This window comes from Pseudomonas sp. MF08817 (genome assembly GCF_059862705.1).
Window position 1 is genome coordinate 72427 of the sequence record NZ_JCBCUY010000016.1, and the last position, 16966, is coordinate 89392.

General features: G+C 57.1%; 13 protein-coding genes. 8 read left to right on the forward strand and 5 right to left on the reverse strand.

From position 1 onward, the window contains the following. The first annotated feature begins 10 nt into the window (after positions 1–10). The 6 genes from AC19YR_RS12095 (at position 11) to AC19YR_RS12120 (ending at position 7806) form a co-directional block, all read left to right on the forward strand. Entirely contained in the window at positions 11–433 is a 423-nt protein-coding gene (locus AC19YR_RS12095) for a hypothetical protein (RefSeq protein WP_436367026.1), read from the forward strand. Between the two features lie 72 nt (positions 434–505). Further along, complete coding sequence (locus tag AC19YR_RS12100; RefSeq protein ID WP_500598602.1) at positions 506–2263, forward strand: dynamin family protein; 1758 nt, start codon at positions 506–508, stop codon at positions 2261–2263. Further along, positions 2260–4497, forward strand: a complete 2238-nt coding sequence (locus tag AC19YR_RS12105; protein ID WP_436367023.1) for a dynamin family protein — start codon at positions 2260–2262, stop codon at positions 4495–4497. Before AC19YR_RS12100 ends, AC19YR_RS12105 begins: the two co-directional genes overlap by 4 nt. Next, on the forward strand, positions 4494–6602 hold the full coding sequence (locus tag AC19YR_RS12110) for a dynamin family protein (RefSeq protein WP_500598603.1): 2109 nt from the start codon (positions 4494–4496) through the stop codon (positions 6600–6602). The genes AC19YR_RS12105 and AC19YR_RS12110 overlap by 4 nt, the downstream gene beginning before the upstream one ends. Before the next feature lie 82 nt (positions 6603–6684). Continuing rightward, positions 6685–7023: a YkvA family protein gene (locus tag AC19YR_RS12115; protein ID WP_130910758.1), complete on the forward strand. Its 339-nt coding sequence runs from the start codon at positions 6685–6687 to the stop codon at positions 7021–7023. Between the two features lie 132 nt (positions 7024–7155). Continuing rightward, a complete protein-coding gene (locus tag AC19YR_RS12120) occupies positions 7156–7806 on the forward strand; it encodes a HEPN domain-containing protein (protein WP_080520242.1) in 651 nt (216 codons plus the stop codon). 12 nt (positions 7807–7818) lie between these two features. Here the strand turns inward: AC19YR_RS12120 and AC19YR_RS12125 are convergent, their stop codons facing one another. Beyond that, a complete protein-coding gene (locus AC19YR_RS12125; protein WP_265068627.1) occupies positions 7819–7950 on the reverse strand; it encodes a hypothetical protein in 132 nt (43 codons plus the stop codon). Positions 7951–8107: 157 nt separating this feature from the next. On the opposite strand from AC19YR_RS12125, the gene AC19YR_RS12130 reads away from it, so the two are divergent. Then, on the forward strand, positions 8108–10198 hold the full coding sequence (locus AC19YR_RS12130) for an AAA family ATPase (protein WP_500598605.1): 2091 nt from the start codon (positions 8108–8110) through the stop codon (positions 10196–10198). A gap of 95 nt (positions 10199–10293) precedes the next feature. Beyond that, positions 10294–11325, forward strand: a complete 1032-nt coding sequence (locus tag AC19YR_RS12135) for a helix-turn-helix transcriptional regulator (RefSeq protein WP_436367019.1) — start codon at positions 10294–10296, stop codon at positions 11323–11325. A gap of 573 nt (positions 11326–11898) precedes the next feature. On the opposite strand, the gene AC19YR_RS12140 is transcribed toward AC19YR_RS12135, so the two are convergent. The 4 genes from AC19YR_RS12140 to AC19YR_RS12155 are packed head-to-tail and all read right to left on the reverse strand — an operon-like array spanning position 11899 to position 16874. Then, entirely contained in the window at positions 11899–12459 is a 561-nt protein-coding gene (locus AC19YR_RS12140; protein ID WP_076013778.1) for a hypothetical protein, read from the reverse strand. Then, positions 12456–12971 (reverse strand): hypothetical protein, encoded by a 516-nt coding sequence (locus AC19YR_RS12145; protein ID WP_076013779.1) that lies wholly within the window; start codon positions 12969–12971, stop codon positions 12456–12458. The genes AC19YR_RS12140 and AC19YR_RS12145 overlap by 4 nt, the downstream gene beginning before the upstream one ends. A gap of 30 nt (positions 12972–13001) precedes the next feature. After that, complete coding sequence (locus tag AC19YR_RS12150; protein WP_499113254.1) at positions 13002–14570, reverse strand: hypothetical protein; 1569 nt, start codon at positions 14568–14570, stop codon at positions 13002–13004. Positions 14571–14609: 39 nt separating this feature from the next. Further along, positions 14610–16874 carry an McrB family protein gene (locus tag AC19YR_RS12155; protein WP_500598608.1) on the reverse strand — a complete coding sequence of 755 codons (2265 nt, stop codon included), beginning with the start codon at positions 16872–16874 and terminating at the stop codon, positions 14610–14612. Between the last annotated feature and the right edge of the window lie 92 nt (positions 16875–16966).

The following is a 16966-nucleotide window of genomic DNA, read 5'->3' on the forward strand; positions in this document are numbered from 1 at the left end:
AGATATTCCCATGCATGAGTCCTTCTATCCGTCGCAGAAACGCTCGAAGCAGCCCACCTTGTTCCTGGCCATCGACATGTGGGGGATTGAAGGTGAGTACGCCGACGGAAACTGGCATGTCCTGCTTCAAAGGTTCGCTCTGGACTGGAGCAAGAAACATCCGGACCAGGCAGCTGCAACGCTGTGGTCAAGCGTTCAACCCTGCAGCCTTTTCGCCAATGGGTCGTCTTGCTACGTCTCCGGCAGCTCCAGGTTGCCCGATGCGTTTTTTCAGCAACTGGAGAGTTTTCTACGCTCAGAGTTTGGTAACTGCGCCCGTATTGGTGGAGAAATCCAGGTCAATCCGGATGAGTGGCGGGTGTACCTGCACTTTGAGAACGGCGCAGTCTGGGAGAAATACAACGGCTATGAATGGAGGGAGCTCAAGTTTTGAAGCGACTGGAGCCCCTCACCCACAACGATGCCCATAAACGTTTTTTGATATACACAAGGATTCGTACTGATCATGTTGAACACCCAAAGCACCTACCTCAACTATCTGAAATCCATCCTGCCGCTCATTGTAGAAACCTCGATCCAGCCCGATGAGGTGACGCGGCTGAAGAACGATATCGAACATACCGAACTGCTCGTCCCCGTCATTGGTGCGTTCAGCGCTGGCAAGAGCAGCTTGCTGAACGCTTTCCTTGGCGAAAACGTCCTGGGTATTGGCCTGACGCCCGAAACCGAGTTGGCCACTGAGTTGCGCTACAGCAATGACCCGCATCTCCTGGCCATTCGCCTGGATGGCAGTAGTGAACGCCTGGACGTCAGCGCTCTTGCCGGTATCAAGACTCGCGCTAACGAATTCACCCACCTTCAGTTGTACCTGGATAACCCGCGACTCAAAGCCTCGCCCTCACTGGTGCTGGTTGACATGCCGGGGTTCGGCTCCTCATTGGCCAACCACAACAAAGCGATCGCGTACTACCTGCCCCGTGGCGTGCACTTCATCGTGGTGACCAGCGTGGAAGACGGCAACATCACTCAGTCGATGTTGCGTCAACTGGATGACCTGCAGACTTACGGGCGTGATTTCACCTTCCTGCTGAACAAGGTCAACCTGCGCTCGGACGAGCAAGTGCAAGAAGTCGCGGAACTGATCGACGAGCAGATCCGAATCAACTTTGTCGATACGCGCCCCCTGGTCAAGGTAGGACTCGACGGAGATGTCCAACTGGCCGAAGTGCTTGCGCGTCTGCAACCCGAACAAATCGTTCGCCAGGTGTTTGAAGATCGATTGAAAGATCTGACCCATTCACTGCTTAACCAGATCAACCTTGCGCTGACCTCGCTGAAAAAGAACCAAGCCGAAAATCAACATGCCCTGAGCGAGCTGGCCAATGGTATTCGGCAGATCGAGCGCAAGCGCGACGGCATTCTTGAAGACCTGCGCGACAAGCAGCTGGACCGCGCTGTAGACAGCTGCCTCAATGCGGTCGGCCGTGAACTTGATAACGCTCAGTCGGAATTGGTCAGCGCCGGCCTGGCGGGCAATCAGGACGCTTTCTCGCGGATCGTATCCGAAGTGGTCCGAAGCTCGATGACCCGCACCATTAAGGAGCAGATGGACATTCTCAGTCGCTCCGTTGTCACCGACTTTGCGCAAGCCGTGGGTGACCTTGGCAAGAGCATGAGCCAGTTCAGCAATGATCCCAACTGGCTGGACCAGATCACCGACAGGATCAACCGCACCCTGCAAAAAACCGGAGAGGCCCTGGGCAACTGGAGCGAATCGCTGGCCACGCGCAATACAAACGAACTGGAAAGACTGAAACAAGAAAGTGGCTGGAAGGACGGAAACCCGCTACCCAAAGTGAGCTATCAAGGCCTGGCCACCGTGCTGGCAGTCACTACGTCGGTAGTCAATCCACTGATCGAACTGGCCATCATCTTTCTTCCGCAGATTCTGTCCTTCCTTAATGAGGGGCGTCAGCGTGACCAACTCCGCCAGAAAGTGACCAATGAAATCATTCCTTCGGTTAAACGCGAGTTGCGGGATCGACTGCCGGTCCTGCTCGCCGAACAGATGGAAGTGCTGGTAACCCAAGTCAGCGTGGAGTTCGAGCGCGAAATCGGTGAAAAGCAGAAGCTCATTGATGAACTGGTCGCCAGCCGCAATCACGATACCGAGGCGGCCGAGCATCAGATCGCGCTGCTGACCCGCGCCAGAGAACAACTGCAACAACTCGCCAAACAAGCCCTCTACGAGTCGCAGCAATGAACGCACAGCACGTCCTGGATCTGAACCAACGCCTCCATCAATGGATGGAAAAGTACAACCCGGAGCTGGAAAAAGACATCGCTCAATGGCTACGCAAGCATGCCATCGACCGGACCGAGGACCTGAATAAGGCCTTCAGCAAACTGGCCGAAGAGAATCGTTTGCTGCAGATCGGCGTCGTGGGCCGAGTCAAGGCCGGCAAGTCTTCATTGCTCAACGCTCTGATCTTCGACGGTCATGCGATTCTGCCCAGGGCTGCCACCCCGATGACCGCTGCGCTGACCACCCTGACCCATGGCGACACCTTTGGTGCCGAGGTTCAGTTCTACAGCGCGGCTGACCGGGAAAATATCGAGCAAAACGCCCTGCGTTACGAGCAACGACTTCGCGAAGAAAAGTCTCGCGCCTACGAAACGCTAAGCCAGCGTCGTCAGCGCAGTGGCCGACACGTAGAAGACGAGCAGTTCCATGCCGACGTCGAGAAAACTGCCCGGCGAGCCCTGCAAGGCGAACATGCGCTGGCGGCCGCCCATGACCAGTGGCAGAGCATTCGCAGCTCCAATGTAGATTTCAGATCCCTCGACAGTCTGGGCCGCCTGCAGGCAACTGATGCTCTGTCATTAGCCGACAAGTTGCTGGACTATGTCGGCGTCGGCGGCAACTACATGCCGTTGACTAAAAGCGTCGATATCTTCCTGCCGCTGGACTCATTGCGTAACGTGCGCATCATTGACACCCCGGGCTTGAACGACCCTGTGCAGTCTCGCGAGGAACGCACGACAGCCCTGCTCAAGAATTGCGATGTGGTCTTTATCGTCAGCCCTGCCGGCCAGTTCCTCAGTGAGCAGGACATCGAGATGATGAGCCGGATCACCCAGAAAGAGGGTGTCCAGGAACTGGTGTTGATCGCCAGCCAGGTCGACAACCAGCTGTATGGCAGCGACACCCGCCAGCCAACGCTTCAGGGATCGCTGGACAAGATCACTCAGACGCTCAGCGCGCACATGGTCGATACCCTGCAACGCTTGAAGGTCCAGCATCCGGAGATCGGTGCGACTTTCGACAATCTGATTGATAAAGGCGCCGGCAAGGTCCTGCATACCTCGGGCATGTGCCACAGCCTTTCGGTTCGTTTTGACCAACAGAACGATTGGGACAGTGGCGAGCAGAAGGCGTGGGAAAACCTTCAAGCGAATTACCCTGACTTCTTTACGCCAGAGCATGCCGAACGTTGCCGAGGCAATCTCGACCTGCTGGCCAACACCGAAGCGCTGCGGGCGGTGCTGGACAGTGTCCGCGCGCAGAAGGACCGCATTATCGAAGATCGGCGCGAGGAGCTCATTCGCGCCAAGTCCTCGGCACTGGAAGCGTTCCGGGCCGACTTGCTGAACTTTACCCAGGCCAAGTATCAGGAAGTCCGCAATGCCGACATTGAGGACCTGAAGGCTCAGCGGCGCAAGCTGGACAGCCTGATGGTAGTGGGCACCTACGAGCTCGATAACGTATTGACCAATTGCGCAAAAGAGTTTTGCGAGGATCTGAAAAAGGATCTCACAAAGGAACTTGAATCTGCTTATCGCTCCACGCTTAAGGAGGTCGGTGCATCCGCTAGTGAAGAGTCGAAATCCAGAGAGGTGGTGCGCGACAGCATCGTGGCAAAATTTGCCAACTGGGGTTGGGGTGGCGGCAAGGAAACTCACCACTACACCGTATTCAAGTTGTTCTGGCGCCAGGTATGCAACGAGCTGGAGGAGTTTGCCGAAGGTCTGACAGGCACCCTGAAAAGCACAAGCGATGCCCTGACTAAAAAGTTTCGCGACAACCTAGTCAAGGAATCGACCGCGGTCGCCAGGCGTCACCTTGGCGATGACCTGGACACCGCGTTGATCATCCGAACCAACCAAGGTCTGGCTGCCCGCCTCAAGCTCCCCGTTTTTGAACTCAGCAGCCAGGAACTGAGCAAACTAAAAGGCACTGGCAGTTACCTGCTGGACGATGAGGCACGAGAGTTCCTGCACAATGCCCGGCATCTTCTGGATGGCCTCAAGGGACAGGCCAAAAAGCAAATCCGTCATTTGGCGGAGGACATGACTGAAAAGCTTCCACCCTCCTACGGCAGTGCATTTTTCCAGGATATGCAGGCGCGGATGGAACAGCTGGAAGAACAGGTCGAAAATGCTCTTCTGACCCTGGACCGCCTGCAACGCATGGCCAAGGAACTGGAGGCGGCATGAAGACTGAATTGTTTCCTCCAGCGCTGATGACCCAACTGGATAAACTCGGCCAGTTGTTCATCCGGCGTCGCAAGCTGCTGCGTGACGTTGTGGTCGAAACTCTCCAGGCTGCGGATGATCAGCACGATGCCTTGACCCGCGATTATCAGGGCGCAGTGGTGCGTCTTGAGACGCTGACTGCCGACCATGGGCAACTGACCGAACGCCAGGCCAGCACCGCCGCCGAGCTGACCGACACCCGGCAAGCCTTGCACGCTGTGCAGCAGTCGCTGGAGCAGGCCGATACTGAGCATACGCACGCTCAGCAGACGGCGCGGCTGCGCTTCGACACCTTGTCGACGCGGCATGCGCAACTGGTGCAGGAACGTAACAGCATTGAGGACGCTCGCCAGGTCCTCGAACAAAACCTCGAGCAAGCGCGACTTGAATTGCAAGCCGGTGCCGAAGCGCTCAAGGCGGCGGATGAACGTCATGAGACGCTGATCCAAGAGCACCAGAACACCCTGGCGCGCCTTGAAACCCTGACAGCGGAACATGGACAACTGACCGAGTGCCAGGCCAACACCGCTGCCGAGTTGATCAGCACCCGGCAGACACTCGAAGGTGTGCAGCAGTCGCTGGAGGAGGCCATCGACCAGCATCAGCGCGACCAGGAGCAGGCGCGCGAACGCTTCGACAGTCTGTCGATGCAACATGCCCAACTGGAACAGGAACGCAATACCGTCGAGTCGCAACGCCAGGCTCTTGAGCAGACACTGGAACAGACTCGCCTGGAACTGCAAGCCAGCATCAAGGCGCACGAAACACTGCAACAGATCCATGAAGATGAGCTACAACAGCACGCTCAGTTGGCGAACGAATTTCAGGCGTTGAATCAACGCCACGGGGACACCTGGACGCGCTTCCAGCTCATCTCCCGGCTGCTCGCGGCTCGCCCTCGGGAAAGCGCTGGCCTGGCCCGTTTCAGAGAGTTGTTGGCGAACGATTACATGGTGTTCGCAGACAATGAATCGTCCCTGGCCGCCGAAGCCAAGGCCCTCACAATGTTGCAGTCGATCCAGCAGGAACTGGCCTTGCTCGTAGGCTTTCCAGACGTTCATGAGCGCACCATCGTCGGCATTGTCGGTGGCTTCAGCAGCGGCAAGTCCGAGTTCATCAACAGTTTCATCCGTGACCCCGAGGTGCGCCTGGCGGTCGGTATGCAGCCAGTCACCGCTATCCCCAGCTACGTGCTGGCGACTGATGAACGGATGATTCGCGGGTACTCCGCGAACGGCGGCCATATCAAACTGGATGTGGACTTCTACAAAAGCATCTCCCATGCCTTCATCAACTCGTTCAGTTTCGACTTGAAGAGCCTGATGCCGTTCATGTGCGTGGGTGTTCAGATGAACCCTGACTACTTCAGCAACATTTGCTTCATCGACACGCCCGGCTACAACCCACCGGCGACGGCGGCCGAACACAGTCAGGGTGACAAACGCACTGCCATCCAGTTTGCGCAGCAGTCCGACGCGATCATCTGGCTGATCGGCCTCGACTCCAACGGCACGGTGCCTGACTCAGACCTGGACTTTATCCAACAGATTGGCGTCGAGCAGCGGTCGGTCTATGTCGTTCTGACCAAGGCCGACCTCAAGTCCGAAGACGACATCGAGTACGTCATGGATGAGGTCCAGGACATCCTGCAATCCGAGGGAATTGCGGTTGTCGGGATCAGTGCGTACAGCTCCACCCTGCGCAACGAAGTGGCTTATCGAGACGTGCCACTTCTGGAGTATTTCTCCCGGATCAACCTACAAGGTGATGCGCGGCAACACCTCGATGGGCGACTGCGCGAAGTTTTCTCGATGTATGACGATGCCATTCAGGCAGATATCAGCGCGATGCGTGCACAAAAAACCGCCATCAACGGACTACGACTCGACAGCCTGGAAATCGGTGGCAAGAATGTTTATGAGCGAATGCTCGGCCCCATCGACAAACTCGACAGCAAACTGGATACAGCACCACTGGAGCGCTGGCTCAAGGAGTCACGACGTCTGTTCGAAGACTTCAGCGATGCCGTCCGGCTGACTGCGGAAGTGCCCGAAACAGAGGTATAGAGGCGGGTTTGGCGAAAGCCACTTCACCGTCCATCTTGATCACACAACCCTCGTCAAAACCAATGACCGTAGAGAGAAACCCATGTCAGACAACGCATTTGAAAAGGATTACTCAGACGACTCGTTCTGGGACAAAGTTAAAAACTATGCGAAGTCCGCTGGCGAGGCGGCACTAGAACCCGCACTGAAGATGTACTACGCCGCAACCGACTCAGACACGCCCACCTGGGCAAAAACCACCATTTATGGTGCGCTCGGCTATTTCATCTCTCCGATCGACGTCATCCCCGACATCACGCCAATCGTGGGCTACACCGACGACATCGGCGTGTTGTGCGCAGCGTTGGCAGCGACCGCTACTCATATCAAGGCAGAACACGTGACCAAGGCGAAGGAAACACTGAAGCAGTGGTTTTCCTGATCTGACCGGGAAGCCTTACTACAGGTCCCGCTTGGGGTAAGGCTTCAGCATAAACAGGTGCAACCGTCAGCGTCATGGCATGGCCACAAACCATGACACACCCCATTCCATCTCTCCTGAAGAGTCAATCTCATGGATTACCAAACCCTCAAGGCGCGTCACCGACTTGAACGCGACAACCATCACGTCAACCTGACATTGCGTGTGCATCGGTCCTTGAGCTGGTTGCAACGCGCCGAACAAGCTGATGATCCCGACGGTCGTTTCGTTTTCCTGTGGATTGCCTTCAACGCCGCCTACGCAACTGACATCGACGAGAACTATCGGTTATCCGAACAGGAAACCTTCCGTGCCTTTCTGCGCAAGCTTTGCGATCTAGATCGCGAGCGGCAGATAGAGACGCTGGTATGGTCCGAGTTTTCCGGAAGCATCCGTGTGCTGCTGGATAACCCATACGTTTTTCAGAGCTTCTGGGACCACCAGAATGGCAAGATCACCGAGCAACAATGGAGCGAACGTTTCGCCGACGGCCGACGCAGAGCACAGTCCGCTCTGGCACAACGCGATACTGCCGATGTACTCGCGGTGCTGTTCAATCGCATCTACACCTTGCGCAATCAGATCATGCACGGCGGTGCGACCTGGGATAGCAGTATCAACCGACCACAATTGCGCGATTGCGGGAAGCTGCTTGGCAAGTTGGTGCCGTTAATCATCCATCTGATGCTGGAAAATCCCGACACGCTCTGGGGGGATGCATGCTATCCGGTCGTGCAGGCTTGAGTGGAAAGGGAATCAATCCCCGCCAGTGGCTGCCTTACGCCAAATATCGTTCTCTCGTTCCATTTGCTTGTACTTCTGGTACAGATCAAAGCTCTTTTTGAGCACCACGACCAGACCAACTGTTGCCAGCACGTTCTTCAGCATTGCTCATCCCTCTCTGGTCCATTTTGTGGATTCCAGACTAAGAGTCAGGCACGACAGATTGTGTCGAGCCTGAACACTCACTGACCACTGTTACCACGACACATTCTGACCAGCCCTCATCCCATCCTGCCTCCTCCACAGCATCAGGAGATTCAGCATGGGTACCCGACTCACCCCCTTCGCCCACGACAGCCGCCGCGCTGCCGACACTTGTGCACTCTCGCTGAAGTGGAGTTTCCAACTGCTGCTGGACCTGGGGGGGCATCGGAATTTAGTCAGTCGACACGGGTTCAACGATGATGATCTGGCCCGTGAGGTTGGCCTGACCAAATGGGTAGACCGAGACGAGTACAGCCCACCGCAAGCCTTGTCGGCCCTGCGTCGAGCAGCTCGCGCTTTCGAGGCAAGCAATCCGGATACACCTTACCCGGATCGCCTGGGGAGCAATCTGGAGGCATTGGGGACATTGTTGGGACTGGAAGAGGCAGAGTTGCGGGTACTGGGTTTCTGCGTACTGATGCATATCGACCCGGTGCTCTGTGATGCTACCGATCAGTTGGGCATGGTGGGATTCAACCGTACCATGAAAGTCCTCGCGGTATTGTTGGGCCTGCAACTCCCCGAGGTCGAGGCCTGCCTGGCGAGTAATAGCCCCCTGATCCGGGCGGGCTTGCTGGAGGTGGGGAGCAATTCCCGCGCCTCAACAGCACTGAGTTCGATGTTATCGGTGAGTAATCAGGAGCTTCCCGGCCTGCTGCGATTCAGCAAAGGCACATCACTGGATTTGTTTGCTTATGCCTTCCGCCTGAGTCCGCCAGGCAGCCTGAGCCTGGAGCACTACCGACACATCAAACAGCCACTGAACATCGCCGAACGCTACTTGGCCAAAGCCTTGGCACAGGGCCGTCAAGGCGTGAACATTCTGCTTTATGGTCCGCCAGGCACCGGCAAGACTCAGCTCAGTCGACTGCTCGCAAAGAGCCTGAGCAGCGCGCTTTATGAAGTGGCCTGCACGGACAGCGATGGCGACCCCGTGCATGCAAAACAGCGTCTGTGCTCCCTGCGCGCGGCCAATAGCGTGCTGCGCTCGCAACGGGCCCTGCTCGTACTGGATGAGATCGAAGACATCTTTCAAACCGCCAGCACCGACGCTCATAGTCGCTCGCAGAAGGGTTGGATCAATCGCATGCTGGAGGAGAATGCGCTGCCGTGTTTCTGGTTGAGCAATAGCATTGAGGCTATCGACGCTGCACATATACGTCGCTTCGATCTGGTGATCGAGATCCCCAACCCGCCCTTGGCGCAGCGCAAGCAGATGCTCCGTGAGTGTGGCGGGGGCAAGTTGAGTGATCAGTTGATAGAGCATCTCAGTGCCCATGAACAGGTGACACCGGCGGTGCTGGAGCGAGCCGTGCGAGTAGGCCGCAGCGTAGGAAACCGCGCGAGCAAGACGCTGGACACGACGATCCGTTGCATCGTCGACGGAACGTTGAAAGCACAGGGTCTCGAGAAGCTGCAACATGACGGCGGTAGCAGCTTGCCCACCTTCTACTCTCCGCAATGGATCAACGCAGACCATGCTCTTGACGGCCTGGTTGACGGACTACGTGTCCATCCCCAGGCACGCCTGTGCTTCTACGGTCCGCCAGGCACCGGTAAAACTGCCTTTGGCCAATGGCTGGCGCAAGAGCTGGGCAAGCCGTTGATGGTCAAGCGCGTCTCCGACCTGGTTTCACCCTATGTCGGAATGACGGAGCAGAATCTGGCGGGCGCCTTCGAGCGCGCACAACAGGAAGACGCAGTGCTGCTGCTCGATGAGGTTGACAGTTTTTTGCAGGACCGGCGCAAGGCGCGGCAGAGCTGGGAAGTGACCGCGGTCAATGAAATGCTCACGCAAATGGAGAGCTATCAAGGGCTGTTCATTGCCTCGACAAACCTGATCCGAGACCTGGACGAGGCTTCCTTGCGGCGCTTCGATCTGAAGGTACATTTCGGCTACCTGGCCACCGCCCAGGCCCAGGCGTTATTTGCCGCACACTTGAAAGCGCTGGCCTTGAAAGACCCGCAGCACAACGCAGCTAATCGCTTGCGAGGTGAGGCGCATCTGACCCCGGGTGACTTTGCGGCAGTGGCGCGCCGAGGGCGTTTCAAGCCATTCGCCAGTGCCGACGAGCTGGCGGAGGCGTTGCTGGCCGAGTGCCGGCTCAAATCCGCCGGGCAGCAGCGCCCAATCGGTTTCATACATTAACCAGACTAAAGGTTGCCGGGTTGTCGCCGATAGGCAGACAACCCGGCAAATTCGCTAGCCACAGGCCAGCTTCAACACTACAAGGATGATTTCTCTTGCCATCAGCCAAGACCCATACCGCGTTGAGTCGTCAATGGGAGTTGCTGCAACAGCTTCCCAAACGCGCCCCTGGTATCACAGTGAGTGAGTTGCTGACCCGCCTGACGAGCGCAGGCTACTCCATCAGCCGCCGCAGCATCGAGCGCGACCTGCGTGACCTGTCCCTGGTGTTTCCGTTGCAGTGCAACGATGGAGGAACGCCCTTCGGTTGGTATTGGAAACCGGGCGTGAGCGTCGAGTTGCAGGGCATCACCTTGACTGAAGCCGTAAGTCTGGCGCTGGTCGAAGATGCCGTGCGCCCGCTACTTCCGGGCAGCATGTTGAGCGTGCTGGAACCGCGCTTTGAGCATGCCCGGCAAAAACTCAAAGGCCTCGAAGACGGCAACCCCGCCGCCCGCTGGCCCGACAAAGTTGCGAGCGTTCGGCCGGATTTCAATCTTCGAGCTCCGGAAATCCAGGCAGAAACGTTGGAGGCACTGCAGCACGCCCTGATCAGCGAGCAGCAAGTTCATTGTCAGTATTACTCGGCACACACCGACAAACTCAGCGAACTGACTCTCAACCCCCTCGCGATTGTCCAGCGTGGGCTGATCACCTATCTCATCGCCACCGCTGCGCCCTATACCGATGTCCGTCAGTTCGCGGTGCATCGCTTTCGCGCGGTAACGGTACTCGACACGCCGTGCCAAGGGCTGGAGACGTTCGAACTGCAAACCTACCTGGCCACCGACGCCTTGCAGTTTGGCAAACCGGAGAAAATCCGGTTCAAGGCCTGGGTGAGCGAACACCAGGCAAGGATGATTCGTGAAACGCCCTTGAGCACGGACATGGTGCTGGAGGTGCTGACGGATGGTTTTCAGGTGCAGGCGACCGTCAACAATACCTGGCAGCTGCACTGGTGGATTTTGTCTTTGGGTGATTCGTTGGTCGTGCGGGAACCGCCGGAGTTGCGCCAACAGATGGGAGACACACTGCGGCGGGCGGCTGCAGCGTATGAGCATGAGGAAGGCAAGGCGAGCCTGGTGTAACTCGCCAGGAGGGCTCCAGCCTGGCGGATCAATGCACTTTGCCGACTCTAGCGAAGCGGTCGCGCCAGCCTGGCCTTGAAAATTTCCAGACGCGTAGCCGGCCGGACATCCAATGCAGTGTGTCGGCATGAGGGGCAATTGGAAAACCAGTCGATCCCCTCACGCAGCGCATCGCTGGGCGGCACCGTTGTTTTTTTCCAGTGGCATTGGGGGCAGGTGAAAGTGAAGGGATGGGGCGGCCAAGGCATGGAGATAACCCGTCAGTCGTAGAAAAATAAAATCGTCGACGCTACACGGCGTCAGGCCGAATCACCGGCGCGTTTGTCCAATTCCTGTTTCATCTCGTTGTATTCACGGAAGAACTCGTAGCCTTTTTTTACAACGACGATGACGCCAATAATTGCGAACAGATTTTTCATGCTGCGGTCCCTTATGGTTGCCTGACTCAAGCGGTTCGGTTCGGTGTAAACCATTCGTCCTGCTGATGAGGCGAGCATGAGGGCGAAGGGCGACAAGACGTGTCGTGACCGGATGACTCATCGGCGCTTTGCTGAAGACTGCACCCTGCGCGGACTACTCCAGCAAGAGCCCATTGACCAATCGATAAGCCTCAGGCAACGCCAGCTTTCCGCCTTCCACCGCCTCGATCAGCCGTAGCGCCTTATCGGCACTGATGACATCTTTCTCGATCACCTCACGAAGTGACGAAATAAAACCGGACTTGTCCAACAGCGTGACCGCCCCCATGCGCTCCTTGGCCTCCATCTCGGCCAACCGCTCCTGGTAGACCAACAACAATTCCTGCTTGCGCCCCTCTGACATCGCACCGCCGCGAATCCAGCGCGAGACGCCGTAGGCCAGAACACCACCGGCCGCCGCAACGCCGAGAGCCCAGCCTAGTGGCGTCGCCGCCACGGCAGTAACACCGACCCAACCGGCGGCCGTCGTGAGGACCGGAATACTGGTCGCACCCGCGATACCCGCCACAGTGCCAGCTGCGGCGGCACCGAGGCCGATACCGAGCGTGCTGATGCCCACCTCCCCCAGGATGCGAACACGGTCTTGGGGGGCTCGTTCAAGCTCATCGATGACCTTGAGCAGCTGCTTTTTGCTGACCTTCGGTGGCCGACTCATGATGTTTTCGCCGAAGAAAATTCAGCCATGATGATCTGGAGCGTCTCAATGAACAGATCAAAGTACGTCCGGGCCATTTCGATCAGGTTCTGCGGAAGCTCCTCCAGGCTCACCCCTCTGCCGTTCCGGTCCGGATGCTTATCGCGTTGATGACCGGTGGCCGCGATCGTCACGCCAAGCAGTGCCCCCAATGGCGCCAATATCGAACCGAGCAACGGAATCGCAGCGACCAGCGAAGCGATAGCAGCACCCAACACGGTGCCAATGGCCAGATTCTTATGCGCCGTAATGAAGTCGCGCAACTTCATTACGATCAGCTTGCCGATGGAAACAACCTTGTTACCGATGCGCTGAGTCACGTTGAGCAGCTCTTTGACTCGGACGGCGATTTCGGGCGACAGTCCGCATTCGCGCAACCAGATATAAAGATCGCTGCTGGCCATGGAATCACTTTCGGCTTGCATGAGTGCAAGCTCCAACTCGGCTTGGGCCTTTGTAATTATTGTTGTCATTGCGCTTCCTTTTTGAGCGTTACGTAAGTTTCAGTTCAGTGGCAAAGGAGTTGCGGCCCTAGGAAGCTCTACTGATTCTGAATCTGTGCAGCCCCTTGCAAAGGGTTTTAACACCGCTTGCAATCCGTTGTGTTCAACGCTCAGCACCGCGACGCCAACCCCATTGGCTTTCTGGTACGTCATCGTCTCCAACAAGGGAGCACCTCCTGCACGAGGCACCAGCAATATCGATAAATCCGGCTTGCGGCCCTTCCAGCGCAAGCAGTCCCGGTACAAATGCGCAGACACCATGCCCTCCAGCACCCACTTGCGCTCAACCCGGTACTTGGCGTCCATCACAAGGAACGAGCTCCCCGCCGGGCTTTCCACGGTGACAACAATGTCGGGGTAACGCGCCCCGGAAATGCTGGAAAATCCGTGACTAGCTCGCTGGTCGAACGCTGGACAGTGTACCTGCAGCCAGACATCGACCTGTGTATCGATACCTCGCCCGGTACAACGTATGTAGTCCAGACTCGTGCCGGGCCAACGATCACGCCACTGCAGGTCGGGATAGATCGACTTCATCATGGCCACCACCTGGAGGTAGCACCAACGCTCGTATATCTCCCATGTCGGGCTGATCCATAAGCGCTCTCCCTCGCTACTGCCGTCAATACCAGGACGCAGCACGTACCATCCATGACGATAGGCCCGAGCGTAAGCAGGATGAGCGGAAACCGCGTTGAGCCCGGCAGCGGAAATTCGAGGCTGGCGCAGAGAGCAGAACGGCTCCCTGCGTTGAATTCTACGAAGGTCACTTTGCAAGCCTTCGAGGAACTCGATCCGCCGTCCAAGCCGAGGAGTCAACGCGGAGCGAGCCCCCGTATCGCCCTCCCCATCAATGATCTTTTGCAAGGCGGCAATGACGTAACGGCTGCGTCGCAGGATTTCGCCAAGGACAACAGCCAACGCCTGATTGGCCGGATTATCGAGGTCCTCGAACACAGTGGGCACATCAAAGTGCAACACCTCACCGCTGGTATTGGCCTGTTCGAGGTTATAGAGCAACGCCGTCGCCGCAGGGTCTTGCAAGGCGCGTCGCAGGGTCTGGCGATCAATACGACGCAATTGATGCGCTGGCCGTAATGTTCGCTCTCGGTGCAGCCGTGTCAGCGGCTTGCGCAAGACTTCGATAAACGCTGACAACAACGCCGGGCCATAACGTTTCAGTCGGGCATATTGCAGGTGCGGGTTGCTGGTCAGACCTTCACGACCCACCTCCAAACGGGCGTATTCGTTGCCCATCAGCAAACGTATATCGAAGGCAAGGAGCTCGTCGAACATCGCGGCAAACGAAGTCTCGCCGAGCTTGTTTTGATCCGGAGCCACATCAAAGTGGTAGCTCGCTAAAACCTTGCCGTCAGTATCAATCAACTCAGCGACGACTTTGCCCGCATAAAAACCCGGCTCCCATCGCCATGCATCAAATGCCTCATGGCGCGAGCTCTCCAACGGTTCATCATCAACAAACAAGCGGGACTCGGGGACAATCTCGAAATAATAAGTGCCGCGCTCCATGAACCCCGAAGCCAAGGCTTCGGGGCTGACGTTAAACATGCTGCCTTGTTTGTCAACGCATCGGATAATCGCCATGTTTCAGCGCCAGAACCGGGCGGAACCCAAAGAACGCAAATCATCCAGCAACTCGCCGACTTTGGTTGCCGATTCCTCCAGCTTCATATCCCGCAACAAGGTACGGCTGTCTGCGAATGCAGCCTGAACCCGAGGTGTGTCTTCACCGCGCAGTTTGGGCAGGACTTTGGCGTAGATGGCTTGATCCAGTGCCGCATCAAAATCAATCACACCGCCGCGTCCGGCCTGCTCGATGTAACCAATGACATCGTGGATGGTGCGCCAGCCGAAATGCAGGCGTGCCGGGCGCAAGGCCTTGACCAGCCCCTTGAGCGTGTCACGGACTTTGGTAATTTTTGCCTCAGGCAAAGCACTGGTTTTCCAGCCGGGGAACGCTTCAACGTCGATCTCCCAGAACTCAATCACTGCCGCCCGGTCGAGCACCTTGTCGCTCAGGCCGTGTGTCGTTTCATCCATATTCACGGTACCAATGATCACCAGGTTACTCGGGTACGTGATGGTCGCCGGCACGCCGCTGATGTCATTATCCTGAGCATGGAGCTCAATGTGGCCACCTGTCTCCATGGCCGAAAGCAGCGGTGCCAGATATTGCTCCGGGTGCGACAGGTTCATTTCGTCCAGCACAACCGTATATGGACGTTCGGAGTCGGCACTGGCCCTAAGCAGGAAATCGATGAATGCAGTGCGTACGTAGCTCTCGCTATTCAATGGATTGACGTAACCCAGCAGGCAAGAGGGATCATGCCAGCCAGGCTGGACAGGGACTGTAAGCAGTCCCTCTGATGGCTGGCTTTGCCCCTCGTGCAACGCCAGCGCATAACCCCGAGCCAGTACCGTTTTACCGGCGCCACTGAGCCCGGTAAGGACAGCAAAATGGCGGCGCGGATGACTCCAGAGTCCTGCATCAAGACGAGCCACCAGGCTGATCGGAAAGGCGATATCTTCGGGAAAACTACGCTGGATGGTTTCCAGCGAGGGACGCTCAAACGGCACAGCGTCGCCACTGGATGGCACCAGGCTGGTTGAAACAGCCCCAGGGTCTGGAGTAAGTGATTGGGGTTCCCAGTGGATTTGCGCTGCCCAGGCCTCACCGAGCTCGGTCAGGTGCTGCAGTTTGTCTGCACGGGTTTCGACCAATTGCAGGGCACGCAGCCAAAAGGTCAAACTGGTCAATGCCCGATCGCTGGTCCACCCGGTGTTTACCTTTCTCAACGCTTCATTCAACGCACTGACGGACATTGGAGCGCTGTGCAATGCATAGAGCATGTGATCAAACCCAAGAACGCGGGTCAGCAGCCAGTCCGATACTTCATCAGGCTCGCCAGTCTCCAGCAGTCCCTCACCTCGCGGCGTCAGATGGATCTCGTCGCCTAGAGCACGCAGAACACCCCATTCGGCAATGAGTGAGTTGAGTTGCGTTCGGATACTCGACGTCGCGTGACTTGGGTTGATCGAGCGCATGTGCTCCACCAGGTCTTCTCGTTTGCACCCTTCTTTGGCGAACTCAATGATAGCCCTGATGGTCGCGATACCACCACCAATGGCGAGCATGCCTCGGCGGCGACGCTCAGCAGGTAATGGATTCAAGCGCTCCTGGCCTGTTGTGGGGTCAGCGATCTCCGTGGCTTCGGCTTCCTGCTCCTGTACGAATTTCCTGTAGAGCAGCCAAGGCAGAGTCATGCGCTCCAGCGACGGAGTTGACAGTCCTTTTTCCCGCTTACCCAAAACATCGTCCAGACGCTCAAGCACACGCTGATGCAGAGAAAGCTCACGCTCTGCGCTTCCCACACCTATCAACGACGCCAAAGTACGCAATTTCGGATAGTGCGCAAGCGTGGTCAGTTCAGTTGGGCACAGCGCGGCGAACAGACGATATTTTTTAAGCCGAGGGTTGCACCGTACAAGGGGTGGGGCCACTAGTTGGTTCAACTCGCGCCAGCCTTCCTTGAGCACTTGATCATGAAGGTGAGCATCACCCGTTTTAAGCGATGCCCGAATACTCCAAAGGCATTTGGCGACGAGAGGGTCGGCGATTACCTCGGACACCTTGACCGTTCCCATGCCCGTTTTAGTGATGACCTCACTTTCCCATAGCTGCTCCTGAAACGCGGGGCTGCAAAACTCGTCTTGATCGGCGTCCTGAACCTTGCGCAGGAACTCCGACAGCTTTTTCAACCAGTTTTGATACCACGACAACTCACGATGCTGAGCCAACACTGCTTCACAGGCTGCCTTGAGATTTGCGTCATCCTTCAGATCTACCGCCACAAGCCATGCCCCTTATTGTCCTGTTGGGCGACCGCGCCCAATATCGTCTTTGCTATATATTTGCATGCGGAGTTACACCAACCCCAGGAGAA

Excerpts from the sequence above, each read along its gene's own strand:
- AC19YR_RS12125 (WP_265068627.1), bottom strand. The coding sequence starts at position 7,950 with ATGCTGAAGAACGTGCTGGCAACAGTTGGTCTGGTCGTGGTGCTCAAA.
- AC19YR_RS12100 (WP_500598602.1), top strand. The coding sequence starts at position 506 with ATGTTGAACACCCAAAGCACCTACCTCAACTATCTGAAATCCATCCTG.
- AC19YR_RS12140 (WP_076013778.1), bottom strand. The coding sequence starts at position 12,459 with ATGAGTCGGCCACCGAAGGTCAGCAAAAAGCAGCTGCTCAAGGTCATC.
- AC19YR_RS12105 (WP_436367023.1), top strand. The coding sequence starts at position 2,260 with ATGAACGCACAGCACGTCCTGGATCTGAACCAACGCCTCCATCAATGG.
- AC19YR_RS12130 (WP_500598605.1), top strand. The coding sequence starts at position 8,108 with ATGGGTACCCGACTCACCCCCTTCGCCCACGACAGCCGCCGCGCTGCC.
- AC19YR_RS12115 (WP_130910758.1), top strand. The coding sequence starts at position 6,685 with ATGTCAGACAACGCATTTGAAAAGGATTACTCAGACGACTCGTTCTGG.
- AC19YR_RS12145 (WP_076013779.1), bottom strand. The coding sequence starts at position 12,971 with ATGACAACAATAATTACAAAGGCCCAAGCCGAGTTGGAGCTTGCACTC.
- AC19YR_RS12150 (WP_499113254.1), bottom strand. The coding sequence starts at position 14,570 with ATGTTTAACGTCAGCCCCGAAGCCTTGGCTTCGGGGTTCATGGAGCGC.
- AC19YR_RS12110 (WP_500598603.1), top strand. The coding sequence starts at position 4,494 with ATGAAGACTGAATTGTTTCCTCCAGCGCTGATGACCCAACTGGATAAA.
- AC19YR_RS12120 (WP_080520242.1), top strand. The coding sequence starts at position 7,156 with ATGGATTACCAAACCCTCAAGGCGCGTCACCGACTTGAACGCGACAAC.
- AC19YR_RS12095 (WP_436367026.1), top strand. The coding sequence starts at position 11 with ATGCATGAGTCCTTCTATCCGTCGCAGAAACGCTCGAAGCAGCCCACC.